The 26,474-nt window shown below is 55.8% G+C and carries 20 protein-coding genes; 7 read left to right on the forward strand and 13 right to left on the reverse strand.

The window, feature by feature from the left end:
• Nucleotides 1-30 precede the first annotated feature (30 nt).
• The 7 genes from A8B84_RS00260 to A8B84_RS00290 form a co-directional block, all read right to left on the reverse strand.
• Nucleotides 31-2,037, reverse strand: coding sequence for a methyl-accepting chemotaxis protein (locus tag A8B84_RS00260; RefSeq protein ID WP_064228940.1), 2,007 nt, complete (start codon nucleotides 2,035-2,037; stop codon nucleotides 31-33).
• Nucleotides 2,038-2,251: 214 nt separating this feature from the next.
• A complete protein-coding gene (locus A8B84_RS00265; RefSeq protein ID WP_064228939.1) occupies nucleotides 2,252-3,994 on the reverse strand; it encodes an extracellular solute-binding protein in 1,743 nt (580 codons plus the stop codon).
• Between the two features lie 222 nt (nucleotides 3,995-4,216).
• Nucleotides 4,217-4,492 (reverse strand): DUF2160 domain-containing protein, encoded by a 276-nt coding sequence (locus A8B84_RS00270; RefSeq protein ID WP_064228938.1) that lies wholly within the window; start codon nucleotides 4,490-4,492, stop codon nucleotides 4,217-4,219.
• Between the two features lie 11 nt (nucleotides 4,493-4,503).
• Nucleotides 4,504-5,310 carry a carbohydrate ABC transporter permease gene (locus tag A8B84_RS00275; protein WP_064228937.1) on the reverse strand — a complete coding sequence of 269 codons (807 nt, stop codon included), beginning with the start codon at nucleotides 5,308-5,310 and terminating at the stop codon, nucleotides 4,504-4,506.
• Between the two features lie 10 nt (nucleotides 5,311-5,320).
• On the reverse strand, nucleotides 5,321-6,187 hold the full coding sequence (locus A8B84_RS00280; RefSeq protein ID WP_064228936.1) for a carbohydrate ABC transporter permease: 867 nt from the start codon (nucleotides 6,185-6,187) through the stop codon (nucleotides 5,321-5,323).
• On the reverse strand, nucleotides 6,187-7,287 hold the full coding sequence (locus A8B84_RS00285) for an ABC transporter ATP-binding protein (RefSeq protein ID WP_064228935.1): 1,101 nt from the start codon (nucleotides 7,285-7,287) through the stop codon (nucleotides 6,187-6,189). Before A8B84_RS00285 ends, A8B84_RS00280 begins: the two co-directional genes overlap by 1 nt.
• Nucleotides 7,287-8,381, reverse strand: a complete 1,095-nt coding sequence (locus A8B84_RS00290; RefSeq protein ID WP_064228934.1) for an ABC transporter ATP-binding protein — start codon at nucleotides 8,379-8,381, stop codon at nucleotides 7,287-7,289. The genes A8B84_RS00285 and A8B84_RS00290 overlap by 1 nt, the downstream gene beginning before the upstream one ends.
• Nucleotides 8,382-8,713: 332 nt before the next feature.
• Between A8B84_RS00290 and A8B84_RS00295 the strand changes: the two genes are divergently transcribed.
• Nucleotides 8,714-10,594 carry a sigma-54-dependent Fis family transcriptional regulator gene (locus A8B84_RS00295; protein WP_064228933.1) on the forward strand — a complete coding sequence of 627 codons (1,881 nt, stop codon included), beginning with the start codon at nucleotides 8,714-8,716 and terminating at the stop codon, nucleotides 10,592-10,594.
• Nucleotides 10,595-10,620: 26 nt separating this feature from the next.
• On the opposite strand, the gene glpK is transcribed toward A8B84_RS00295, so the two are convergent.
• Nucleotides 10,621-12,093: a glycerol kinase GlpK gene (gene glpK / locus A8B84_RS00300; protein ID WP_064228932.1), complete on the reverse strand. Its 1,473-nt coding sequence runs from the start codon at nucleotides 12,091-12,093 to the stop codon at nucleotides 10,621-10,623.
• Nucleotides 12,094-12,297: 204 nt separating this feature from the next.
• Here glpK and A8B84_RS00305 point away from each other — a divergent pair, with 204 nt between their 5' ends.
• Nucleotides 12,298-13,056 carry a DeoR/GlpR family transcriptional regulator gene (locus tag A8B84_RS00305; RefSeq protein ID WP_053112348.1) on the forward strand — a complete coding sequence of 253 codons (759 nt, stop codon included), beginning with the start codon at nucleotides 12,298-12,300 and terminating at the stop codon, nucleotides 13,054-13,056.
• A 182-nt stretch (nucleotides 13,057-13,238) separates the two neighbouring features.
• Nucleotides 13,239-14,768 carry a glycerol-3-phosphate dehydrogenase gene (gene glpD, locus A8B84_RS00310; RefSeq protein ID WP_064228931.1) on the forward strand — a complete coding sequence of 510 codons (1,530 nt, stop codon included), beginning with the start codon at nucleotides 13,239-13,241 and terminating at the stop codon, nucleotides 14,766-14,768.
• 275 nt (nucleotides 14,769-15,043) lie between these two features.
• On the opposite strand, the gene A8B84_RS00315 is transcribed toward glpD, so the two are convergent.
• On the reverse strand, nucleotides 15,044-16,186 hold the full coding sequence (locus A8B84_RS00315; protein WP_064228930.1) for a porin: 1,143 nt from the start codon (nucleotides 16,184-16,186) through the stop codon (nucleotides 15,044-15,046).
• Nucleotides 16,187-16,545: 359 nt separating this feature from the next.
• Between A8B84_RS00315 and A8B84_RS00320 the strand changes: the two genes are divergently transcribed.
• Nucleotides 16,546-18,297: an ABC transporter substrate-binding protein gene (locus A8B84_RS00320; protein WP_064228929.1), complete on the forward strand. Its 1,752-nt coding sequence runs from the start codon at nucleotides 16,546-16,548 to the stop codon at nucleotides 18,295-18,297.
• A gap of 14 nt (nucleotides 18,298-18,311) precedes the next feature.
• Here A8B84_RS00320 and A8B84_RS00325 read toward each other — a convergent pair whose 3' ends face one another.
• Complete coding sequence (locus tag A8B84_RS00325) at nucleotides 18,312-18,914, reverse strand: uracil-DNA glycosylase family protein (RefSeq protein ID WP_064228928.1); 603 nt, start codon at nucleotides 18,912-18,914, stop codon at nucleotides 18,312-18,314.
• Nucleotides 18,915-19,006: 92 nt separating this feature from the next.
• Between A8B84_RS00325 and A8B84_RS00330 the strand changes: the two genes are divergently transcribed.
• Nucleotides 19,007-19,747 (forward strand): nitroreductase family protein, encoded by a 741-nt coding sequence (locus A8B84_RS00330; RefSeq protein ID WP_064228927.1) that lies wholly within the window; start codon nucleotides 19,007-19,009, stop codon nucleotides 19,745-19,747.
• 21 nt (nucleotides 19,748-19,768) lie between these two features.
• On the opposite strand, the gene A8B84_RS00335 is transcribed toward A8B84_RS00330, so the two are convergent.
• Nucleotides 19,769-20,734 carry a glucokinase gene (locus A8B84_RS00335; protein ID WP_064228926.1) on the reverse strand — a complete coding sequence of 322 codons (966 nt, stop codon included), beginning with the start codon at nucleotides 20,732-20,734 and terminating at the stop codon, nucleotides 19,769-19,771.
• Nucleotides 20,731-22,551, reverse strand: coding sequence for a phosphogluconate dehydratase (gene edd / locus A8B84_RS00340; protein ID WP_064228925.1), 1,821 nt, complete (start codon nucleotides 22,549-22,551; stop codon nucleotides 20,731-20,733). The genes A8B84_RS00335 and edd overlap by 4 nt, the downstream gene beginning before the upstream one ends.
• A gap of 169 nt (nucleotides 22,552-22,720) precedes the next feature.
• On the opposite strand from edd, the gene gap reads away from it, so the two are divergent.
• Together gap and pyk are read left to right on the forward strand one after the other, a co-directional pair.
• On the forward strand, nucleotides 22,721-23,725 hold the full coding sequence (gap, locus tag A8B84_RS00345; protein WP_064228924.1) for a type I glyceraldehyde-3-phosphate dehydrogenase: 1,005 nt from the start codon (nucleotides 22,721-22,723) through the stop codon (nucleotides 23,723-23,725).
• Between the two features lie 68 nt (nucleotides 23,726-23,793).
• Nucleotides 23,794-25,242 (forward strand): pyruvate kinase, encoded by a 1,449-nt coding sequence (pyk, locus tag A8B84_RS00350; protein ID WP_064228923.1) that lies wholly within the window; start codon nucleotides 23,794-23,796, stop codon nucleotides 25,240-25,242.
• A gap of 569 nt (nucleotides 25,243-25,811) precedes the next feature.
• Here pyk and A8B84_RS00355 read toward each other — a convergent pair.
• Complete coding sequence (locus A8B84_RS00355; RefSeq protein ID WP_064229015.1) at nucleotides 25,812-26,459, reverse strand: bifunctional 4-hydroxy-2-oxoglutarate aldolase/2-dehydro-3-deoxy-phosphogluconate aldolase; 648 nt, start codon at nucleotides 26,457-26,459, stop codon at nucleotides 25,812-25,814.
• Nucleotides 26,460-26,474 lie beyond the last annotated feature (15 nt).

Below are 26,474 nucleotides of genomic sequence, written 5' to 3' on the forward strand. Positions count from 1 at the left end.
GAAACGAAAGTTGGTTGGTCGGCAGTTTGTTCAGTAGATACGAAAGCGAGCCATCAGCGACTCAATATTGGTCACGGAATCCTCCAGCCTGTCACAGGTAGTGACCAATTCGTTAATATTTTCAAGGCCTTCAGCCGCCGAGGCGCTGATTTCAGTGACCTGCCGCGCCACCGATTGACTGACATCCTCCTGCTCATCCATACCATGTCGGATATGTTCAGCGCCCTGATGAATTTGCCCCATTGCCGAACCAATTCTGCCGGCTCCTTCTGAGACACTGGCCATCAACTCACGCACCGATCGCAGCTGTTCAAAGCTGGAGTCCATGGAACTGACCGATTCCGATGCTTCCTGCTGGAGCCCTTCCACGAGATTCCGGATCGTATCGGTGCTTTCGGTGGTCTTCCGGGCCAGACCGCGAACTTCATCTGCAACCACAGCAAAGCCGCGACCGGCATCACCTGCACGCGCTGATTCGATGGCGGCGTTCAAGGCCAAAAGATTGGTCTGGTTGGCAATATCATCAATGGCCTCGGTAATCCTGCCAATATCGAAGCAAGCCTGCTCAAGCTGACGCAGTTTTCTGGCGGTCTGCTCTGCCTGGCGCTCCAGATCAGCAACACAGTCCATGCCACGCCCGGCTGCGGACAGGTTGTCTTCAACCTGCTTATTTACCTTGCCAACAAGTTTATGGGTATCCCGAACCGAACCAGCTACTTCCCTGGCAGAAGCCTCCATTTGAGTCATCGCCGCTGCAATAGACCTGAATTCATCGGACTGAATTCGTATCCGTTCGTTGAAGTCCCTGGCAAACCCGGCGTTACCCGAGGCAATGACTGAAATGTCCGACCCCGCCTGTTGCAGGCTTCCCAAAACAGTCGCCATGGCTTCGGATAACCGGTTCACGGAACGCTTCAGGTCGATAAACTCGCCACAAGCCGGAAATTCGAGGGATCGAGAATAGTCGCCCCCGGCCATGGCAGCCAGATGTTCCTGGGTCGCCTGAAGTGGCCGGTTGATCATCCGTCCAAGCCTGACTGACGTTGCCAGAGCGATCAGAACCACCAGGGGCAACAGCCAGTAAACCAGCTGTTCAGAATTCAGCGCGGTTTCATCCAGCGCGAACACAGAGGCGCTTGCTTTCTCGGCAACGGTTTGTCGTGCTTCATCCAGTCCGGATGCCATTGCCGAAAGCGTGCCGTCGACCTTCCTGGCCAATAACTCCAATTCAAGCCGGCTCTGACGATAATCTGAATACTGGCTGATGATTCCGGCGTCATTGTTCACGGCAGCAAGAAACATCTCAACCAATGATGGCAGACCTTCCAGGCGAGGCACCTCACTCACCAGGGCCGATATGTCTTGTTCAAAGGTGCTGGTATTGAATCGGAGATTGTCGACGATGGCATTCAGTTCATTCGCGTCTTCTGTACTCACCATCTGCATGATTAGCAGCTCAATGTTTGTCAGGTTTTCCATCACCGTGGTGAACAGGTCGCGAATGTATATATCCCGTCCCGCCGGTTCAGCGCTTTCCCTGACCAGGGTTCTTTTCATCTCCCCGTTATTGGCGAGGAATTCACTCAGCCCCGAATTCACCGACTCCGACACCGACAGCAACTGACCCTTGAGGGCCACTATCGCCTCAACCGAGGTCTGGAGATCAACCAGTTGGGCGTTCGCGGACTGGTTGACCGAAGCGAGCGTGGGGAACATCGCCGTACTGTCGGACGCACCGAAGGCATCCAGGCTGCCGGCAAGGTCGCTCAGTGCGTCCGAAAGTCTGTCAGATCGGGAATTCAGCAGCTTTTGATCAACTGCAGATACCACTTCCACTGAATATCTTGCGGTTCGTGATCGATGGGCTTCCATTTCCTGAATCAATCCGCTGAGCGGAAACACATCCGATGTCAGTTTGTCTGTGGTTCCCGAGAACGAAGACATGATGCTGATATTGAATGCTCCCCAGCAGACAATGATCACGCAAAGCAGGCCGAAGCCCGCATACAAACGATGAATTACGGAGATTCTGTTCATTGGACACACCCTTCCCGCCGCGGTTATCAAAAAGCGGGCAAAACGGTAGAAAAAGGGCCGGCAGGGTTGGCCCCGGGAGGGGCTACCTTGAAATGCTTTAAAGGGGGGGAACTATAAGCAACCGGCCAAAACCCACCGTGACAACGGTGCTCTGCCTGTCGCAACTAAAGGGTCCTGTTGCGGCAGACATTGCTCTTGCAGGAATCAGCTCGCTTTAGCGCGCCTCTTCCCAGGTTTTCAGCAGCTCATCATAGGCAACGGTTTTGCCTTGCGGCTTCTCGTTCGCCAGCTTCGGCTTGGGTGCGCCGGGCTGGTCCAGCCAGTACTGCGGGTCGCGCGGCTCGTTCAGCTTTGGACCACAGGTCGGTTGTACGTTGGCACGTTCAAGGCGCTCCATGACCCGATCCTGAGCCTGGGCGAGGCCGTCGAGGGCTTCCTGAGGAGTGGCTTCACCACTGGCCGCCTGGGCAATGTACTGCCACCATAGCTGGGCCAGCTTCGGATAGTCTGGCACGTTGGTACCGGTCGGGGACCACTGCACACGTGCCGGGCTACGATAAAACTCCACCAGGCCGCCCAGCTTCGGAGCCATTTCAGTCATCGCCTCAGACTCGATGTCGGACTCACGAATCGGAGTCAGGCCGGCAATCGTTTTCTCCAGAGATACGGTCTTGGATACGGTGAACTGCGCGTACAGCCAAGCTGCAAGGCGACGTTTCTCAGGCGTGGAATCCAGGAAAGTCCAGGAACCTACGTCCTGATAACCCAGCTTCATACCTTCTTCCCAGTAGGGCCCACGTGGAGACGGTGCCATGCGCCATTTAGGGGTGCCATCCTCATTCACAACGGGCAGGCCATCCTTGATCATGCTCGCGGTAAAGGCGGTGTACCAGAAGATCTGCTGGGCAACGTTGCCCTGAGCGGGAACCGGACCGGCCTCTGAAAAGGTCATGCCCTGAGCTTCGGGGGGCGCGTACTCACGCAGCCAATCCACGTATTTCGTAGTGGCATAAACAGCCGCAGGCCCGTTGGTTGCGCCGCCGCGGCTGACGCTTGCTCCAACCGGATGACATTCCTCAACGCGGATACCCCACTCATCAACAGGCAGACCGTTGGGAAGGCCCTTGTCGCCGGCACCCGCCATGGAGAACCAGGCATCGGTAAAGCGCCAGCCTAGGGAAGGGTCTTTCTTGCCGTAGTCCATGTGACCGTAAACGCGCTCACCGTCAATTTCCTTCACGTGAACCGAGAAGAACTCGGCGATATCCTCATAGGCCGACCAGTTGACGGGAACACCCAGGTCGTAGCCGTAGATCTCTTTGAACTGTTTTTGCAGATCTTCACGTTCGAACCAGTCGGCCCGGAACCAGTAAAGATTGGCGAACTGTTGCGACGGCAACTGATAGAGCTTGCCATCAGGCCCTGTAGTGAAGTCGAGCCCGATGAAATCATCGAGATCCAGAGTGGGCAGAGTGAGATCTTTACCGGCACCGTTCATGATGTCTTCAACGGCCACTACCTTGCCATAGCGGAAATGGGTACCAATCAGATCAGAATCGTTCACGTAGCCATCGTAGATGTTGCGTCCGGACTGCATCTGGGTCTGGAGCTTCTCGATGACATCGCCTTCCTGAATCAGTGTATGGGTCAGGTTTATGCCGGTAATTTCCGAAAACGCCTTGGCCAGAACATTGGACTCATATTCGTGAGTCGCAATGGTTTCGGAAACCACATTAATGTCCATGCCACGGAATTGCTCAGCGGCTTTGATGAACCACTCCATTTCCTTGAGCTGCTCTTCCTTGCTCAGAGTAGAGTTCTTGAACGCTTCATTAACCCACTTCTCAGCCGCTTCACTGTATTGATCGGCGCTGACATGCAGGCTCAAACCCATGCAGGCGACACCAACGGCGGCGCTAAGCAAAAGGGTCCTCGGATATTTATTGTTGTTGAACATATCCAACCTCGTTCGTCTTTTTATGAATGGAACGAAACAGCCGGGTTTCGTTTCCGCAGTTATAGCGCTCTGGTCGCTATTCTTTTTTACCGGAATCTCCCGTGATCGATTCCGATCATTAAATTAAAAATAGTTCGTTTTCGAAATCATTACAAGTCCCTTTAAAGAAATTTTAGGTCCGGATGTTCGCAAAAAGAACATAACGAACATCCGGTTACGGATTCACCCCCAGCGCAACAGCACCAATAGCCACACCACCGAAGCCGCAAGCGCAACCCATAACGTGATATCGCTTACAGCCAGGAAAGCCAGGTGTATGTACGCAGCCGAGAGCAATCCGATAAACAGCCGGTCACCACGGGTGGTGGCAATCGGCAGAAAGCCCTTTCTTTCGGTGCACGGGGAGACAATTTCGTAAACCGTCATTACTGCCAGAATTCCCGCAATCACGGCAAAGAAAATGGCAACGGTCGGTGTCCAGTTCATCCAGGCAATCATAAAACGTCTCCTTACACGCGTCCGAGGGCGAAGCCTTTGGCAACGTGGTTACGAACGAACCAGATCACCAGCAGGCCGGGAATGATGGTGAGTGAACCGGCAGCAGCCAGAACACCCCAGTCGATACCGCTCGCCCCTATCGTTCGGGTCATGATTGCACCGATCGGCTGGGCATCCACGGACGTCAGCGTCCGGGCCAGCAGCAGCTCAACCCAGGAAAACATGAAGGCAAAGAACGCCGTTACCCCGATTCCGGAGCGAATCATCGGCAGAAACACCTTCACGAAGAACTTTGGAAAGCTGTAGCCATCAATATAGGCCATTTCGTCATACTCCCGGGGTACGCCGGACATGAACCCTTCCAGTATCCAGACAGCCAGGGGCACATTGAAAAGACAGTGAGCCAGCGCCACCGCAATGTGGGTGTCGAACAAGCCAATCGATGAATACAGCTGAAAGAAAGGCAGCAGGAAAACCGCCGGCGGCGCCATCCGGTTACTCAGCAGCCAGAAGAAAAGGTGTTTGTCACCCAGGAACTTGTAGCGACTAAACGCATAGGCCGCCGGCAGTGCCACAAGCAACGTAATGGTTACGTTTATGGACACGTAAATCATCGAGTTTATGTAGCCGTTGTACCAACTGGGATCAGTAAAGATGACGGCATAGTTATCCAGGGTGAAATTCTGGGGCCAGAGGGTAAGCCCCCCGAGAATTTCCTGATTGGTCTTGAACGACATGTTCAACAACCAATAGATCGGAGTCAGGAGCAGCAGAATAAACAGCGTAATCCCGACGTTTTTTGAACGTGTCTGTCTCATCACACTCTCCTTATTTTTCTTTGTCGGCGTGCGTAATGGCGGTAAAGAAGAGCCATGAAATCAGCAATACAATGAGGAAGTAGATCAGCGAGAACGCAGCCGCGCGCCCCAGATCAAACTGCCCGATTGCCATGGTTGTCAGGGTCTGGCTCAAGAAGGTTGTGGAGCTGCCCGGCCCACCACCGGTAAGCACAAACGGCTCAATGTAGATCATGAAGCTGTCCATGAACCGCAACAGCACTGCGATGATAAGAACACTCTTGAGCCTGGGCAGCTGGATATACCGGAACACCGCCCATTTCGAGGCACGGTCAATTTCCGCCGCCTGGTAGAAGGCCTCCGGAATCGCCCTCAGTCCGGAGTAGCAGAGTAAGGCCACCAGCGGAGTCCAGTGCCAGACATCCATCAACAGAACCGTCAACCACGCATCAAGGGTGTCTCCGGTATAGTTGTAGTCAATACCCAACTGATTGATCCCCCAGCCGAACAGACCGATGTCGCCACGGGCGAAGATCTGCCAGATGGTGCCAACCACGTTCCAGGGAATCAGCAGCGGAATGGCCAGCAGAATCAGACAGAGCGAGCCCTTGATGCCGGATTTGGGCATCATCAGGGCAACCCCGATCCCGAGAGGGATCTGGATCAAGAGGACCGCGCCAGAGAATATAAACTGGCGAATCAGGGAATCCTGCAGGCGCTCGTTGCTCAGCACCTCCTTGAACCATTCTGTGCCTACATAGAACGCCTGGCCCGGACCGAAAATATCCTGGACCGAGTAATTCACCACGGTCATCAGCGGAATCAGCGCCGAGAAGGCAACGAGCAGAAATACCGGCAGCACCAGCCACCAGGCTTTGTTGTTTTGTACCTTTTGCATCACTGTTGCTCCTGTACCAGGAATTCATCCACATACAGCTTCAGCCATTGCTTCGGGAACGAGAGATGAACCCGGCTGCCAATCGATGCTGCGAAGTCCTCACTCTGCCGGACTTTCATTTTCTCGTGGTCGAGCTGCACGGTAACTATCTTGTAGGTACCCAGATCCTCGACATCCAGGACCTCCGCCTCGAAGGTGTCGTCTGAAGCCACTGAGGACACTTCCACAAACTCAGGGCGGATTCCGATCTTGATGTTGGTGGACCTGGTCCGCTGCAGGACATCAACCTGCCAGGGTTCAAGTGCCACAACCGTGCCTCCGAAACACACGCCCCGGGGACATCGCTGTACCTCGATGAGATTCATGCCGGGACTTCCGATGAAAAAACCCACGAAGGTGTGGTTGGGCTGTTCGAACAGCTCCGTTGGGGTGCCGAACTGGACGATCTGCCCGCCGTACATCACGGCAATCTTGTCGGCAAAAGTGGAGGCTTCGAGCTGGTCGTGGGTGACATACACCATGGTGATGTCGAACTGCTCGTGAATCTGCTTGAGCTTGCGGCGCAGCTTCCACTTGAGTTGCGGATCGATCACCGTCAGTGGCTCGTCGAACAGAATGGCCGAAACGTCTTCCCGCACCAGGCCGCGGCCCATGGAAACCTTCTGCTTCTCATCCGCGGTCAGGTTCTTTGCCTTTTTGTAGAGCTTGTCCTCAATCTCCAGGACTTCGGCAATCTCATGAACGCGGGCCTTGATCTTGGAAGCTGGAACCTTGTTGTTCTTGAGGGGAAACGCCAGATTGTCGTAGACGGTCATGGAGTCGTAAATGACCGGAAACTGGAAAACCTGGGCAATATTTCTGTCTCGGGGAGACAGCTCATTGACACGCTTTCCGTCGAACAGGACATCGCCCTCGGAGGGCTGAACCAGGCCGGAAATAATGTTCAGCATGGTGCTTTTCCCGCAACCGGACGGCCCCAGCAGCGCGTAAGCCCCACCCTTGTGCCAGACGTGGTCGAGCTGACGGATGGCGTAATCGTCAGGGCCCTCGGGCATATCACTGTAACTGTGGGCGAGTGATTTCAATTGAATTTCAGCCATCAGACAGACCCTCCTGAAACCTGAGACGGTGTGTGCACCAGTTGTTCGTTATTGTCGAAGACGAACAGTTTGTTGATCGGCAAGTACACCTTGATTGGTGAGCCTGTGTGGTACTGATGCACGCCCATCAACTGCAAGACCATTTCGAAGTGACTGTTCTCCACATGCATGAAGGTTTCAGAGCCACTGATTTCGCTGAGCTCTACCTCCATGGACATTTCCAGATCATCGTCGCTGGTAGGCACCAGACCGATATGGCTGGGTCGGATCCCGAACCAGTAGTCACCCGGTTGAAGCTTGGCCAGCTCCTGGGTCAGCGCGTGGTGTGAATATTCGTCGAAGGTCACTTCGGTTTCAGAAACACGCCCGCGAATCATGTTCATCGGGGGTTCACTGAACAACTGTGCAGCGAGGGTGTTCACGGGGGCGCGGTAGACATCCATCACCGGGCCGGTCTGAACCACCTGGCCTTCGTGTAACAATGTGGTTGTGCCACCGAGCGCCAGGGCTTCGTTGGCTTCCGTGGTGGCGTATACCGCTATGCACTGCCGCTCCCGGAACAGGTCCCGCAGTTCCGCCCTGAGCTCTTCGCGCAGCTTGTAATCAAGGTTGACCAGAGGCTCATCGAATAGCACCAGCGCGGCATCCTTCACCAGCGCCCGGGCCATGGCAGTTCGCTGCTGCTGGCCACCAGACAGTTCCAGCGGGTAGCGTTTGAGCAGAGGGTCTATCCGAAGCATGGACGCGGTTTCTTTCACCCGGCGATCAATCTCGGACTCCGCCATTTTTGCAAGCCGCAGCGGCGAGGCGATGTTTTCGTAGACGGTCAGATTGGGGTAATTGATGAACTGCTGATAGATCATCGATATGTTGCGGCTCTGCACGCTCTGCCCTGTGACGTCCTCACCGTTATAGATCAGACGGCCGCTATCAGGCTTGTCCAGCCCGGCCATCAGTCGCATCAGTGAAGTCTTTCCGGCCAGTGTCCGGCCGAGCAGAACGTTAAAGGAACCTGCCTCAAAGGTGAGGTTGGCATCCCGGATATAGTCGACACCGTCGACCTCACGGGAGAGATTCTCCAGTGTTAAGGACATAGGCTTTCCTTTTTGTTCTTGTGGAAACGCACTCCGGGCCGATTTACACCGACCACGAAAATTCGATTTCGAATCTCCTTACGCAAGGGCTATACCAGATTTCGAAGCTCCGTAGGTAATTTCACCTACAACACTGTTTTACATAGCATTTTATTTTTACTCTAGTTTCTCATCCGAAAATACGAATGTTCGTTTAGCAATACTTTGTTCAAATTGAACATTGACGTGAACACCATTTGCACAGATGATTGAGCAAAACCTTTGACACATTTGCCTGGGTTAGCTGCTCGAACGTCGACCAGAACAAAAAACGAATGCCAGAGTGACACCAGATGAGAAAAAACGAATATTCGGATTACCGGAGCGTTATTGCCGATTCGTGGAACCGGTGTATTGCCTGGGGCCTTGATCACGATCATGAGCCAACACCGCTGATGCCGGAATCCGCCAGGCTGGAAGAAATAAACCGCCAGTACAGGGAATTGCTCTCGGTGACCGAGGCTGAAGTTCTGCCCTACTACCGGAACGTACTTTCCAACAGCCGATGCCTCATTCTGCTTGCCGATCAGCACGCCACGGTGCTGAACAGCTGGGGTGATGAACGTATCACCGAGACCCGCCTGAAACCCTGGTTCCAGACAGGAGCGAACTGGCAGGAACAGAATTGCGGTACCAACGCCATTGGCACCTCGATTGCCGTCGGTGCGCCCGTCCAGATTCAGCGAAACGAACATTTCCTGAAAATGAACCGGAGCATCATTGGTTCTGCAGCCCCTATTTTCGACGCCCACAGGCAGATTGCCGGTGTTCTAAGTGTATTCAGCGACGCTTACCTGCCACAGGCGCACACCCTGGGCATGGTTCGGCTACTTTCTCAATCTGTCGAAAATCGCCTCATCAACCGTCAGTTTGGCCCCGATCATTTCCAGATAACCCTGAATACAACGGCGGATAACTTCGACAGCCCCTGGTCGGGAATCCTGGTTTGCGATGATTCCGGGCGGGTCATTGCGAGCAACCAGCGAGCGGACCAGTTACTGGGGATGAATACCGTCGAGGCCCGCCTGGATGAATTGTTTACGAGCCGCCGCAATCAAATTCTTGGCCATCCGGAAACCGAAACCTTGCAACTGACCACCCGCAGCAAGGTGCGACTGAGTGCCCGGATCAAACGCCCTACAAGGGTTGCCGATAACCCGGCTCGGATCAGCCCATTACCGCTGTCGAACGACCGCAGGTATTCAGATGAGTTTCTGGGTATCGACAACCTGGAGTTCGGTGATTCGGCAGTGAAACGTTGCGCCACACAAAGTCTCAAGGTACTTCAACGGGGCGTTCCGGTTCTTATCACCGGCGAGACAGGGGTCGGTAAGGAAGTGCTGGTCAAGGCCCTGCATCGGGCATCCCACCGCAAGGATCAACCACTGGTCGCGGTTAACTGCGCGGCCATTCCGCCGGAACTGGTTGAGTCGGAGCTGTTCGGTTACGAAGCCGGTGCCTTCACCGGCGCCCGGGCGCAGGGTTCGCTGGGCTTTATCCGGAAGGCCCACAAGGGTATTCTGTTTCTTGATGAGATTGGCGAAATGCCCCTGTCGGCGCAGTCCCGGCTACTTCGAGTGCTGCAGGAACGGGTCGTTACCCCGGTGGGCTCCACTGACAGTGTTCCTGTCGATATTCTGCTGGTTACCGCGACCAACCGACCTCTGGCCTCACGTATCGACAACGGCCATTTCCGGGCGGACCTCTACTACCGCATCAACGGCCTTTGCGTAGAACTCCCTGCGCTTCGGAACCGGGCCGACAGGTTGCCCCTGATACAAACCCTCTATTCGCAGCACCGGGATCCCGGCCAGTCAGAGCATCTGTCTCCCAAAGTTCTTTCCGCCCTGGAGAACCACCCATGGCCTGGCAACATCCGGCAACTGGTAAATGTGTTGCGGGTGGCGATCGCGATTGCAGACGGGGAGGACGTGCAGGTCTGGCACTTGCCGGAAGACTTTCTCGCGGAATTCGAGGCCACTACCGGTGAGAAGTCCGAAACAGCGATCCTGGAGCCCGGTGTCGACAACGTTGAGGTGGAACCAGAAGATACACTTGCCACAACGCTCAAGGTCTATCGAAAATGCACAGGCAACGTATCTCAGGCAGCAAGAGAACTCGCTATCAGCCGCAACACACTTTACAAGCGCCTGCGGGAATTGGGAGTTCGCTGATATTCGCTGCCGGGAAAGTCAGGGCTTCAAAGCTTTTCCACCGCCTGGATCCAGCCATCGTACAGCTTGTCCCGATCCTCTTTGGTCATGACCGGCTCGAAATTCCGATCGCATCGCCATAATTCCGCGAGCTCCTCGAGAGATTTGTAAACACCTGCTTCAAGGCCCGCCAGGTAAGCGGCGCCCAGGGCCGTGGTTTCAACAAGCGACGGGCGATCCACCCGGGCACCAAGAATGTCAGCCAGAAACTGCAAAACCCAGTTATTCGCCACCATGCCACCGTCGACCCTGAGGTTAACCGGGCGAATGCCGTCTTTTTCCATGGCCTTCTGCAGATCCTTGGTCTGATAGCAAACGGATTGCAGGCCCGCCGTGACAATCTCCTTGATGCCGGTATCGCGGGTCAGACCAAATATGGCGCCTCTCGCATTGGGATCCCAATAGGGCGCCCCAAGCCCGGTAAATGCCGGCACCAGGTATACACCATGATCGACTGGCGTTCCCTCAGCCAGAGGCTCCGTTTCACAGGCATCCCGGATAAGCTGAAGGCCGTCCCGCAGCCATTGAATGGTGGCGCCGGCGATAAAGATACTGCCCTCAAGGGCATAAGTAGGCTTGCCATTCACCCGATAGGCCACCGTGGTCAGCAACCGGTGCTCCGATTGCAAGGCTTTGTCGCCGGTATTGAGCATCAGGAAGCAACCGGTGCCGTAGGTGCTTTTCGCCATACCGATACCGAAGCAGGTCTGACCGAACAGGGCCGCTTGTTGATCTCCAGCAATACCGAGCACCGAGGTTCCGTTAAGGGCTCCACCCTCTGTGATCTCTCCGAACTGATCGGCAGAGTCCATTACCTCGGGCAACAGCGATTCGGGAATGCCGAAAAGCTCCAGGAGCTCCGGATCCCATTTCTGGTTGTGAATGTTGAACAGCATTGTACGGCTGGCATTGGTGGCGTCAGTGCGATGCTCGCGGCCACCTGTCAATCGCCACAACAAAAAGCTGTCGACGGTACCGAAAGCTAACTCGCCGCGCTCCGCACGCTCCCGCACTCCGTCGACATTTTCCAGAATCCAGCGGATTTTGGTGGCAGAGAAATAAGGATCAATCAGCAGGCCGGTCTTGCTGTTGACCCAGGGTTCGAGCCCTTCACTTTTCAGGGACTCGCAGTAGGAGGCGGTTCGCCGGTCCTGCCAGACGATGGCGTTGTATACGGGCTCTCCGGTTTTGCGATCCCAGACTACAGTGGTCTCGCGTTGGTTGGTAATGCCTACAGCAACCACTTCACCACGATCACCACACTCTTCGGCCATTACTGCGTGACAGGTCTGCTGAACCGAAGACCAGAGATCTTCCGGATTATGCTCAACCCAACCACTGGCCGGGAAGTGCTGAGGAAACTCTTGCTGGCGGGTGGCATGTATGTTGCCCTGCAGGTCAAAGAGTATGGCTCGGGAACTGGTAGTCCCCTGATCGATGGAAAGTATGTATTGGCTCATAGGGTTTCGACCTCGGTTTCTTATTTTTTCGTATTTTTACTTTTTTGAACATAAATGCCAAGTGGTTTTCACGGTAAGCGCGCATATTACCAACCAGCCCCTTTAAAAAAGCTGCATAACCCGCTGAAAACTACTAAACTTTGAGACTGTTTTCGGACGCACAGTATTTCGCATGAGAAAAATGACAGAGCGGAGGAGGTTTTAATGGCACAGCGTCGCCGACAGGATCTGATTATGGAGCTGATCCAGCAGAACGGTTTCGTCACGACCGAGCAGCTGGTAGACCAGTTCAAGGTTACGCCCCAGACCATCCGCCGGGACCTGAATGAACTCGCCAAGCAGAAAAAGCTCCGCAGACACCATGGCGGAGCGGGCATCGATTCCAGTACGGTCAACACCGCCTATCAAGCCCGCAAGATCATGGATCTAGAGGCCAAGGAAAGGATCGCTGAGGCTCTAGTGGAACTGATTCCGGACAACTCCTCGATGTTCATCAATATCGGCACCACCACCGAGACTATTGCCAAGGCCCTGCTGGAAAAAAACAACCTGCAGATCGTCACCAACAACCTTCACGTTGCGTCCATACTTTCAGCCAAAGAAGATTTCCACGTGATCATTGCCGGTGGTGAGGTACGCAACAGGGATGGCGGGATTGTCGGCGAAGCTACCCGAGACTTCATCAACCAGTTCAAGATGGACTTCGGCATTATTGGCATCAGCGGTATTCACAACGATGGTTCCCTCCTGGACTTTGATTACCGCGAAGTCCGCGTCGCCCAGGCAATCATTGCCAACTCCAACCAGGTTCTTCTCGCAGCCGACCACTCCAAGTTCGGGCGCAATGCCATGGTCCGACTCGGTAGCATTTCCCAGGCCGATCACGTGTTTACGGACCAGCAACCTCCCGTGGAAATCCGCCAGCTGCTGACCGAACACAACGTACAACTCCACATCGTCTGATTGCTTTTCGCTTGCCCCTCTATACGAAAACGTGAACGCCTCCGCTTTTTCGTTTTTTTTCTATTTTTTCCTTTACGAATATCTTTGGCTTTCGCATAATAGAGTCATACCGCATATTGAACATTGAAAAGTGCGCATGACAACAAAGCGTCTTTTCCATTGGCGTCAGGAGATGACCAACAATGACTATGGAGCACGATCAGTTTGACGTTATTGTCGTTGGCGGCGGAGTCAACGGCACTGGCATTGCCATGGACGCGGCGGGGAGAGGCCTGAAGGTCCTGCTTTGCGAAATGAATGATCTGGCATCAGCCACGTCATCAAGCAGCAGCAAGCTGATACACGGTGGTCTGCGCTATTTGGAACATTATGAATTCCGCCTTGTCCGGGAAGCTCTCGCCGAGCGCGAATCCCTGCTGCGCAATTCCCCACACATCATGTGGCCGATGCGCTTTCGGTTACCTCACCGTCCTCACCTGCGCCCAGCCTGGATGATTCGCACCGGTCTTTTTCTGTATGACCATTTGGCAAAACGGGAAATCCTGCCGGGCTCCCGCTCAATCAAGTTCGGTGAGAACGATCCGCTGAAACCCGATATCACCAAGGGCTTCGAGTACTCGGACGGCTGGGTCGACGATGCTCGCCTGGTGGTTCTGACCGCGAAAAAAGCACAGCAGTTCGGTGCGCAGATACTGACTCGCACCAAGTGCGTCAAAGCGGAACAGGGCAACCGAGACTGGAAAGTCACCCTCCGCGACATGACCGATGAAACGGAAAAAACCGTGTCGGCCAAGGCCATTGTTAATGCCTCCGGCCCCTGGGTGAGCAGGTTATTCGGTGAAACCCTGTCGATGCCGGCCCCGAAAATGATTCGTATGGTCAAAGGCAGCCATATCGTGGTTCCAAGGCTTAACAAGGGCACCGAAGCCTACATTCTTCAGAATGAAGATGAGCGGATCGTGTTTGTCATTCCCTACGAGGATGAGTTCTCGCTGGTGGGCACCACCGACGTCGATTACGAGGGTGACCCGAAAGAAGCAAAGATCTCGCCTGAAGAAACCGACTATCTTCTGAACATCGTGAACTCCCATTTCAAGCGACAACTGGAGCCTTCGGATGTGATCTGGTCTTACTCCGGTGTGCGCCCCCTTATGGACGATGAGCAGGAGAATGCCCAAAAGGCATCACGAGACTATTCCTTCGAGGTCAATAGTGAAAAAGGGAAGGCGCCGCTGATTTCGGTTTTCGGGGGCAAGATCACGACCTATCGCAAGCTGGCCGAAGCCGCCACTGACAAACTGTGTCAGTTCTTTCCAGAGGCTGGCGGGCGCTGGACCAAGACCGGAGTTTTGCCGGGCGGCGACTTTGCCAACCACGAGGCACTTGAAGAAAAGCTCAGACGAGACTTCCCTTGGCTCTCAGAGAAGGTGATTAGCCGCTATGTGCGCACCTATGGCACAACCAGCTATGACATTCTCCGGGATTGCCATTCGATGGACGATCTGGGCATACATTTCGCCGGGACGCTGTATCAGCGCGAAGTCGAGCACCTGATCAAGAACGAATGGGCCATGACGTCAGAGGATATTCTCTGGCGCAGGACCAAACAGGGGCTATACGCCAGCGACTCCGATATTGAAGCCCTGGAACGTTATCTGATGAAAACTGTCACTACTGAAACTCGCAAAACTGCTCTCCACCACAGCGCCTGAAGCTCTCTCAGGCATTTATGCTCCGGCCGGATTCTATCCGCCCGGAGCTTTTTTACGCCGGAGTACACGGACAGGGGGAGGGCTTTCCCAAAACACGCTGTAAATACGTCCCTGTAAGCTCGGCTCCGCCATCCCTGGCTCCGCACGGTTTTGGGTAAGTCCTCCCCCTGCCCTCGGAAACTTTGTGCATAAACTCCAACAAAAAAGGTTGAGGAATGACCCTCAACCTTTTCATTGCATCCCCTATGGTTGGAGGAGCAGTCATCTGGCATCAATCAGAACGTCAGCTGCGAACCAAAGATGATCGCATCATATTCGCCCTGCCCGTCACCCGTACCCAGAGTAGTGTATTCCGCCATAAGGGTCAGGTGGTCTGTCGCCGCATACCGGGCGAAGAGCATGGTCAGATCGGTATCGTCACCGTCACCGGCAATAAAGTCGTCCTCGCCTTCACCATAGCTGACACCCAGCGTGGTTCGGTTGATCTGGTAGGTGGTTTCAACATACCACTGGCTGGCGTCTTCCTCGTTCGGGTCCAGGCGGGCCGCAAAAACGCCGTTGCCGGTACCCTGGGTCATGCCGTAGTTACCGCGAACACTCAGACCACCAAGTGAGACGGAGCCACCGAAATCGATACCGGACATGGTGTAGTTATCAAAAGCACCGGTTTTCGAGTCCACGTCCTGAGTGAAGCCACTGGACCATAGGGAGAAATTGTTGCCGGAGTACACCACGTTCGCTTCGATCCGGGGCATGGTGTATTCAGCGTCTGCCGCCGCTGGAAAATCTGCTTCACTAACCTTCGACGGACTGAACAGGCCAACTTTGAATTGCAGGCCGCCCAGGCTGTTGGAGGTATACATCACGCGGGGCGTGAAGTTGGCGTAGAAGTAACCGTTACCGATGCGCCCGGCGGTGGCTGCCACCTGGTCCGGCCCACCGATCAGGCCGACACCCAGCGCGCTGCCGTTATCACCAATAGCAGGAACCCCATAGATCCCGAAGCCCTTACCAATATTGACCTTGCCGAAATCGCCGGCCACGGCAATCTCGGAAACCCGGCTACGGAACTCGGCGTTGGCATCGCCCGGTGCAATGTTGGCGTTCATCTGGAAATGACCAGAGACTTCCAGGCCATTCTGGGTCGGCGCATAGATGTTGGTTTGCAGTGTTGCCGGATTAAAGCCGGTCGTGATGGTGAATGAATCCTCATCGGTTGGTTGGTCATAGTTCCCGAACACCGCAAAGATCGGAATATGCCCGTTAAAACCGGCTTTCCACCCGTTATCAGACTCAAAAGAAACTTCCGCCAGGGCTGGCGAAGAAACGCCTGCCGCCAGTAAGAGCGCGGCTGCCAGAGGAGCTTTTCGGAACGAGTGGTTGTTGGACGACGTTGGAACATTGTTATTTTCGATCATGTTAGCTTCCTGTTTTTGTTAGCGCTGAACGATCGTCAGCCACCCAAAACGTCTTGCGAAGGACATAGCCATGGGTGGCTAACTGCGTTAACGAACTGCCCGCTTTTCGTTTTAAAACGCAACAGTTCGAAACAGAACAAATCTAACGCCGAAAATCGGAAATGAAAAGTTTATGATCGAAAAAATTTTCGTTTAGACGAGCTTCAGAAAGGCAAAAATACCATAAAAACCACTTAAATTATTGTTTAATAGCACTTTAATCCAATAAACAACTGATCAATATTTTTTTCGTTGACGAACCTTCTATCTAGTCATAAGATCGTTAATTGTACGAAAAGCAACAAAAACAAGAGACGATCATGAAAACATTTCTGCTATTTATCGGCTTGATGCTAGTGATTAGCCGCCCGGCAATAGCCGGCCCCCTCTTCGACTCGCTGTCCGATGAAAAGCGATCGCTCATCCGCACGCTGATCCATGACCACTTTCCGGATTCGACCCTGTCGGGGGATGAACAGGCCGAAGAGCTGGCCTGGTTCGCCCACGCAGCCATGGAGCTCAAGGGAACCGAGATCTCGGTCCTGTCGGAACAACTGCCAACCCATGACTATGAAGCTCGGGTTTTAGCGCCTGCGTTTTCGAAGCTCACGGAGATTCCCGTAACTCACGACAGAAAACCGGAAGGCGAGGTCATCCGCCAGATAAACCTGCAGCGGATCATGGCTGCCAAAGGCCGTTATGACGCATTCGTCAATGACTCCGACATGATCGGTACCCATTCTCGCAGCGGTTGGGCTCTGGCACTGAGCGATTTTATGGAGGGGACGGGCAAGGCATTTACACTGCCGACCCTGGCACTGGAAGATTTCATTGGCCTGGAGTTCGTCACCGGTCCGGATGGCAAGATCTACCAGCTACCCGACCAGCAGTTTGCCAACCTGTACTGGTTCCGTTACGACTGGTTCCAGCGGCCGGAACTGAGGGCCCACTTCAGGGAACGTTACGGCTACGAGCTTGGCGTGCCCGTTAACTGGTCCGCATACGAAGACATTGCGGAATTTTTCACGGTACACGTGAAGGAAATTGACGGTGAGCGCGTCTACGGGCACATGGACTACGGCAAACGGGACCCGTCCCTGGGATGGCGCTTCACCGATGCCTGGTTTTCCATGGCAGGCGCAGGTGACCGTGGCATCCCCAACGGATTACCGGTCGATGAATGGGGCATTCGTATGGAGGGCTGCCATCCTGTTGGCTCGTCGGTTAGTCGTGGCGGCGCTACCAACAGCCCGGCGGCGGTCTACGCACTGGACAAATACATTGACTGGTTGCAGCGCTTCGCTCCGCCGGAAGCTGCGGACATGACGTTTTCGGAAGCCGGGCCCGTACCGGCCAGGGGACAGGTTGCACAGCAGATTTTCTGGTACACAGCCTTTACATCCGATATGACAAAAGAGGGTTTACCCGTCGTCAACGAAGACGGCACCCCAAAATGGCGCATGGCGCCCTCCCCCCGCGGCGCCTACTGGCAGGAGGGAATGAAACTGGGATACCAGGACGTTGGTGCCTGGACTATTCCGCGCGCAATGGGGGCTGACCAGCAGAAAGCAGCCTGGCTTTACGCCCAATTCACCGTCTCGCGCACCGTGTCACTGCAGAAAACCCTCTACGGCCTGACACCCATCCGGCTTTCAGACCTGGAATCGCCGCAAATGCAGCAAAGAGCGCCGGCACTGGGAGGCCTGGTCGAGTTCTACCGCAGTCCAGCGAGTACAGCCTGGTCGCCCACCGGAGTGAACGTGCCAGACTACCCCAGGCTGGCAAAGCTCTGGTGGCCAAACATCGCCGATGCGGTGACGGGTAAAGTCAGCCCGCAGCAGGCGCTCGATAACCTGGCTGCGGCACAGGACAGAACCCTGTCGGTCATTGAGCGTAATTTCCTGGCCGGTGATTGCGGCCCGAGAATGGCGGATGAAGAACAGCTAAAGGGCGAAGAGTGGTGGCTGGGCCAACCCGGTGCGCCGAAGCCTCGCCTGAACAATGAAAAACCCCAGGGCAAAACCATCCGCTATGAGGACCTGCTCAGGCAGTGGGACATCGCGGGCAAGTAAACAACCTCCCGGCCTCAATCGGGCTCAAGAAGCTTGGCAACTCGACCCTGCAGCGCGGGCACCACTTCGCTTTCGAACCAGGGATTGCGGCGCAGCCAGAGGTTATTTCTGGGGCTGGGATGAGGCATAGGCAGAACGTCCGGCCAATACTCCTGCCAATGCTGCACATTGGCCGTGACGGATTTACGACAATCGGCCAGGTGCCAGGCGTGGGCATACTGGCCGATAACCAGAGTCAACCCGATATGCTGCAGACGATCCAGCAACAAGTTGCGCCAGGCTGGCGCGCACTCCGGCCGCGGCGGAAGATCCCCGGATTTTCCGGTACCCGGATAGCAAAACCCCATGGGCAGGATGGCGAGCTTTTGCTCGTCATAGAAGGTATCCCGGGTTATCCCCATCCATTGCCGAAGCCGATCGCCGCTGGGGTCGTTGAAGGGCAGCCCGGTCTCGTGCACTCGCCTGCCCGGGGCCTGCCCGACCACCAGAATGCGGGCGCTTTCCGATATCTGTATGACCGGCCTTGGCCCACGGGGCAGAACGTCGGCGCAAATCGTACAGGCCCGCACGCGTCGAACCAGGTCGTCGAAGGGAAGCCGGGAAAGATCCTCAGTCATGAGCGTTCCGTCTTCAGGGTGATTGCATAAACAGACTTTTCTCGTAACGATAGAGGCACAATCACGACACAACAAGTCTCGAAGGACACATCATGAATGCCAAAGCAGGCCCTCTACCGCTGCCCGAAATCGATATCGAAGAGTTCCGGAAAGTCGTTCGCACGCGCCGTTCCATCAGGCGCTTCACCGATGAGCCGATTCCCGAGACGGTGCTTGAGGATTGCCTGGAGCTGGCGACCCTGGCTCCCAATTCCAGTAACCTGCAGCCTTGGGAATTTTTCGTTGTCCGCACTCCGGAGCTGAAAGAAAAGCTTGCCCACGCCTGCCTTGGCCAGAATGCCGCGAAAACCGCCGCCGCGCTAATCGTAGTGGTTGCCCGACCCGATACCTGGCGGGCCCATGCGCGGCAAGCGCTGGAGGATTGGCCGGAAGAAAAGCTGCCGCCCATCGTTGAAAAGTACTACCGCAAAGTCGCCCCCATTCATTACAACCAGGGCCCCTTCGGTATTCTGGGATTAGCAAAGAAAGCGGCGGGCCTTGCGGTGGGAATCACCCGACCTGTGCCCCGGGGCCCATACTCCACCTGCGAGATGAAAATCTGGGCCACCAAATCCACAGCCCTGGCGGCCCAGAATCTGATGCTTGCGCTCCGGGCCCACGGCTATGATTCCTGCCCCATGGAGGGTTTTGACGAGTACCGTGTCAAGAAACTGCTCAACCTGCCCGGGAAAGGACTGGTGACCATGGTACTGGCAGCCGGCCGACGGGCAGAAAACGGCGTGTACAACCGTCAGTACCGTTTCGACCAGAGCCAAGTGGTGCATTACCTCTGATCACGCGGCGGCAATCCGGCGTCACACCTCCGGATTGCCCAGTGCCTCGGCTGCTCCCAGCAGACCGGTGTAGGGCTCGGTGACCACATAGACCGGTGTGAACTCCAGCAGCGGACGCATTCTTCCTTTATCCTCAAAGCCATTACGGAATGGACTTTCCAGAAAGAACTCGAGGAAACGGGGCAGGATTCCGCCGCACAGGTAGACACCGCCAGTGCTCCCCAGGGTCAGAACCCCATTGCCGGCTGCCCGACCGAGGATTTCACAGAAATGGCGAAGCGTGTGACGAGCCAGGCTATCGGTGTTTTCCACCGCAGCCGAAGTGATTTTCTCCGGTGCATCCAGTGGGGCGGCCACGCCCTGAATTTCTGCGTGGGCCTGATACAGGTTGAGCAGGCCCTGGCCGCACAGAATTCGTTCTACGGACACGCGGCCAAACCGGGCCTTGAGAATCCGCAGCACAGCCATTTCGGTATCGTCCGTGGGAGCGAAATCCACGTGGCCACCCTCGGTCATTAACGGCACCCAGCCATGCTCAATGGGCACCAGGCCTGAAACACCGAGCCCAGTTCCAGGACCCATAACGAGTCTGGGGCGACGGCTGTCACCCGGGCCGCCACAAACATGCACCAGATGGTCGTCCGCAACGTGGGGAACGCCAAGGGCCATGGCGGTAAAATCATTGATTACCTTGAACGTGGACCAGCCAAACTGTTCCCGGACTTCATCGGTATCGAAACGCCAATGGTTGTTGGTCATCCGAACCTGGGTACCGCGAACCGGTGAGGCAACTGCCAGACAGGCCCCATTTACCTCTGAAACCCCGACCCGGGCCAGATAATCCCGCACGGCGTCATCAAGATTTGTATATTCCCCACAGGGCAGAATCTCGATGGCACGAGGCTGCACGCTGCCCTGCTCTACCAGGGCAAACCGCGCATTGGTGCCGCCAATATCACCAACCAGTGAATAATGTGTTGCTGTCATGCCTCATGATTCCAGAAAAAGCTGGCCCCTTCCTCGGGATTGCTGGCAGCGCGACGCATCCAGCCAAACAACTCCCGACCATATCCGTGATGATACCCGGTCAGGTCGGCTTTTTCAGATTCCCGGCCGGCGAACTCCTGTTCATCCACGCGGATGGCAAGAACACCGTTTTCGGCATCCAGGCAGACCGTATCACCATTCTTGACCTTCGCCAGGGGACCACCATCCAGTGCCTCTGGGTACACATGGATCGCCGCGGGAACCTTGCCCGATGCGCCGGACATACGGCCATCTGTCACGAGGCCCACCTTGAACCCGCGATCCTGCAACACGCCAAGGTAGGGGGTGAGCTTGTGCAGTTCCGGCATGCCATTACTCTTGGGCCCCTGGAAACGCACGATCACAATGCAATCCCTGTCCAGGTCGCCAGCCTCAAAGGCTGCCTTGAGTTCGTTCTGGTCATTAAAGACAACGGCCGGCGCTTCAACTTTCCGGTGTTCCGGGGCAACGGCAGATACCTTGATGACGCCCCGCCCAAGGTTGCCATCAAGCACTCTCAGGCCGCCATCCGGCGCAAACGGTTCCGCAACCGGGCTCAGCACATCCGGGCGCAGGCTTTTTTCCGGCGCCGGCTTCCAAACCAGCTTCTCACCCACCAGTTCCGGCATTTCGGTGTATCGCTCCAGGCCAAAGCCCACCACGGTGTTCACGTCATTGTGCAGGAAGCCACCGCTCAGCAGCTCCCTGATCAGGAACGGGGTACCGCCTGCCTCGTGGAAGGCATTCACGTCTTCCTGCCCGTTGGGATAGATCCGGGTCATGGACGGAACCACCGAGGAAAGCTCGGCATAGTCATTCCAGTCGATGATGATCCCTGCCGCACGGGCAATAGCAATCCAGTGGATGGTGTGATTGGTGGAGCCACCGGTAACCAGCAATGCCACCAGGGCATTGACGATGCTCTTTTCATCCACCATGTCGCCCAGGCCGAGCTCGCCGCCGTGAGGCTTCGACAGTTTGATCACCTGCTCGGTTGCCGCCCGGGTGAGCTCATCGCGCAGCGGCGTATTGGGATTTACAAAAGCCGACCCCGGCATGTGCAGACCCATGACCTCCACCAACAGCTGGTTGCTGTTAGCCGTGCCATAAAACGTGCAGGTGCCCGGACTGTGATAGGACTTGCTCTCGGCCTCCAGCAACTCGTCCTTGCCAACCTTGCCCTCGGCGTAAAGCTGGCGAATACGCTGTTTTTCCTTGTTCGGCAGCCCTGAAGGCATGGGGCCTGCAGGAACCAGGATGGTGGGAAGGTAGCCAAAGCTCAGCGAGCCGATCAGAAGGCCCGGCACAATCTTGTCGCAAATGCCCAGTAGCATCGTGGCATCGAACATGTTGTGACTCAGGGCCACGGCGGTACTCATGGCGATGGTGTCGCGGGAAAACAGGCTCAGCTCCATACCCGGCTGGCCCTGGGTTACGCCATCACACATGGCGGGCGTGCCACCGGCCACCTGAGCCACGGATCCCATCCCCCGGGCCGCCTCCCGAATAAGATCCGGGAACTTTTCGTAGGGCTGGTGGGCCGAAAGCATATCGTTATAGGCCGTTACCATGGCCACGTTGGCCTTGTTCATGAACTTCAGGGTGTCCTTGTCGCCCTGATTACAGGCCGCAAAACCGTGGGCCAGATTGCCGCAGGACAGAGAACTCCGGTGCGGGGATTGGGCTTTGAGAGCATTCATGCGGTCCAGGTAGTCCTGCCGCGTTGAGCGACTGCGCTCGATAATTCTCTGAGTAACCTTGTCTACGGTCGGGTGCATGGTGGGCTCCATTGCATAATTTATTAGAGTGGTCGTTTTTAGACGTAATTTTACTTCCTTTTTTTGTCATTTCCACCGTTGAATCGTTCATTTCTTCTTTTTTTGTTGTTATATTTACTACATTACCGAGGTTAAACGAACAAAAAACGACCACCCAAGGAGTCAGACCATGACAATCCGTATCGCAATCAACGGTTTTGGCCGCATCGGTCGCAATGTTCTCAGAGCATTGTATGAAAATAACTACCGGAGCCAGCTCCAGGTTGTTGCCATCAACGACCTTGGCGACGCCGAGACCAACGCCCATTTGCTCAAGTATGACAGCGTTCATGGCCGATTTAATGCTGACGTCAGCCACGACGCCGAATCCCTGACCGTCAACGGGGACAGGATTGCCATTACCGCTCTCCGCAATCCCGAAGAACTGCCCTGGAAAGATCACCGTGTTGATGTTGTTTTCGAGTGTACCGGCCTTTTTACCAAACGCGACAAGGCAGCGGCACACCTGAAGGCAGGCGCCCGCAAGGTCATCATCTCGGCGCCCAGCCCCGATGCGGATGCCATGGTGGTATACGGCGTGAACCACGATACACTGACCGCCGAACACGAGATCATTTCCAACGCGTCCTGCACCACGAACTGCCTGGCACCGGTTGTTGAAGCCCTGCAAAAGACCATTGGCATCGAGAGTGGCCTGATGACCACCATCCACTCCTACACCAACGATCAGAAGCTGAGCGACGTTTACCATTCCGATCTCTATCGCGCACGCTCTGCCACCCAGTCGATGATTCCAACCAAGACAGGCGCTGCCGCCGCCATTGGCAAGGTCATTCCGGAGCTTGACGGCAAACTCGATGGCCTGGCGGTTCGCGTTCCCACCATCAATGTGTCACTGGTAGATTTCGGCTTTATTGCCAGCCGGGAAACAACCGTGGAGGAAGTGAACGACGCGGTTAAAGCAGCCGCCGAGCAAAATCCGGTTCTTGGCTATAATATCGAGAAACTGGTAAGCGTGGACTTCAATCACAATGCGCTCTCCAGCATTTATGACGCCAACCACACACGGGTTCTGGGTCGTCACGTAAAAGTCATGGCCTGGTACGACAATGAATGGGGTTTCTCGAACCGCATGCTGGATAATGCCCTCGCCCTGATCAAGGCCGGCCAGTAAATCTGGCCGTCCCGGCTGATTCCGCTACTCTGTTCGAGACCATTTTGAAGAACCAAAGGACACCAACCATGCTCAGGCGTACCAAGATTGTCGCCACCCTCGGCCCCGCCACCGACTCACCGGAATCCCTCGCGGCCATTATCGCCGCCGGTGTAGACGTTACACGACTTAACTTTTCCCACGGCAGCGCCGAGGAGCACATTGGACGAGCCCGCCGCGTTCGCGAGGCGGCAGCATCACAGGGCCGGTTCGTCGCACTGCTGGCCGATTTGCAGGGCCCAAAGCTCCGCATTGCCCGGTTTTCGGAAAACAAGGTCACCCTCAAGGCAGGCGAGACGTTTATCCTGGATGCCGCCATGGATAAGGAAGCGGGCACTGAAGAAAGAGTCGGTATCGATTACGAGCAACTGATCGAAGATGTGGAACCAGGCGACATTCTTGTTCTCGATGACGGCCGTATAGAGATGGAAGTGCAGTCGGTCAATGACCACAGCATCACCTCCACCGTTCTGATCGGCGGCCCGCTTTCCAATAACAAGGGCCTGAACAAGCGCGGCGGCGGCCTGTCCGCTGAAGCACTGACGGAAAAGGATAAGCAGGACATCGTAACGGCCGCCAAACTGGGCGCGGATTACGTGGCGGTCTCGTTTGTCCGCACCGCCGAGGATATGCACATCGCCCGGCGCCTGCTGAAAGAGGCAGGCTCTGACGCGGGCTTGGTCGCGAAAATTGAGCGGGCGGAACTTGCCGACGATGTCGAAGCCCTGGACGCGGTAATTGAAGCATCCGATGCCGTGATGGTTGCCCGGGGCGACCTGGCCGTGGAAATCGGCGACGCCCAGCTGGTTGGCGTACAGAAACACATTATCTCCCGTGCTCGCGTCCTTAACCGTGCGGTGATCACAGCCACGCAGATGATGGAGTCGATGATCACCAGCCCGATGCCAACGCGAGCCGAAGTCTCAGACGTTGCCAACGCGGTGATGGACTACACCGATGCAGTCATGCTGTCTGCGGAAACCGCTGTGGGTGATTATCCGAAGGAAGCCGTGGAAGCCATGGTGCGGATCTGCCTGGGTGCAGAGAAGCATCCGTCCATGCATCAGTCCAAGCACCGAATTCACGAAAGCATGGAAGCGGTGGACGAGGCCATTGCCCTGTCTGCCATGTACGCGGCCAACCATCTTGAAGGCGTCTCAGCCATCATCTGCATGACCGAAACCGGGGCCACGCCAAGGCTGATGTCGCGCATCAAATCGAGCCTGCCGATCTTTGCGTTCTCGCGTCATCACTCCACGCAGCACAGGGTTGTGATGTTCCGGGGCGTTCAGACGGTGCCTTTCGATTCTGCCAAGATTCCGAACGAGCGGACCAATGCGCTGGCGGTGTCGGAGCTGGTGAACCGCGGGGCGGTCAAGGATGGTGATCTGGTGGTGATTACCAAGGGTGATTATGTGAATGCCCAGGGTGGTACCAATACCATGAAGATTGTTCGGGTTGGTTCTGATATTCGCTGACTGTAAGCCCTCTCTCCAGCCCTTAGTCGATTGGCGCATGGCCTTGTAGCCTGCGGCAATGTGCGAATCGGCAGTGGGGTTCCCCTTTCCAAAAACCGCTACGAGCACATCCATGTGCGCTTGGCTGTGGCCATCCTTGGCCACAGCCATTTTTGGAAAGGGGAACCCCACTCCCTCTTCCAAACTCTTGAAGATATCTCAGCGCGAAAGCTTTTCAGCAATTCATCATTCGACGGATAAAACTTCCGCTTCTCCTACTGAAAGGCCAACTCTTTACGGGGACAGCATGTAGGTCGGGTTAGCCGCAGGCGTAATCCGACGGACCTCTTTTGGGTTTCCGAGATTGATTGTCGGATTACGCCTGGGGCTAATCCGACCTACGAAGTTACGGCGAATACTCGCGTTATCGGACGGTTTAACCAGCACTTTGGGGCAGGGTTTCCGGGAATGTCGCTGGCCAAGGATGGCCAGCGCCAAGCGCACATGGATGTGCTCGTAGCGTTTCCCGGGAGCCCTGCCCCAAAGTGCGTCCACTCCAAAACTTCCAGTCTGGGAAACCAAGTTGGAAGTCAGAGATCAGCCAGACTCCCCCGCGCAATCTCCGTAATCTGCGACCAGTCTTTGGCCGCCACCACATCCGCAGGGGTCAACCAAGTGCCACCAACAGCCTGGACGTTGCCCAGTGCCAGGTAATCTGCCGCGGTGTTGCGGCGGATGCCGCCGGTGGGGCAGAAGGTGACATCCGGGAATGGCCCGCTGAAGGCTTTTAGGGCCGGGATGCCGCCGGCGACCTCGGCGGGGAAGAATTTGAATTCGCGGTAGCCGAGGTTATAGCCGACCATCAACTCTGAGATGGTGGCAATGCCCGGCAACAGCGGGGCTTCGGAGGTCACGCCGAATTCCAGGATGGCTTCGGTCACACCCGGGGTGATAACAAACTGGGCGCCTGCAGCTTCCACCTGACGGTATTGGGCAATGCTGGTGACGGTGCCCGCACCCACCCAGGCGTCCGGGATGGCCTTGCGGACTTTTTCGATGGCTTTGAGGCCGTGTTCGGTACGCAAAGTGATTTCCAGGACGTTGATGCCGCCATCAACCAGTGCCTGGCAAAGTGGCACGGCGTCTTCGAGATCTTGAATAGCGATCACAGGCACCAGGGGTGAGGATTGCAGTACCGCCCTGACGCGCTCGCGATGGTAATCGGAAAGTTGGTTCATGATTTTCTCCATAAC

The organism is Marinobacter sp. EhC06, from assembly GCF_001650915.1.
Lineage (GTDB): Bacteria > Pseudomonadota > Gammaproteobacteria > Pseudomonadales > Oleiphilaceae > Marinobacter.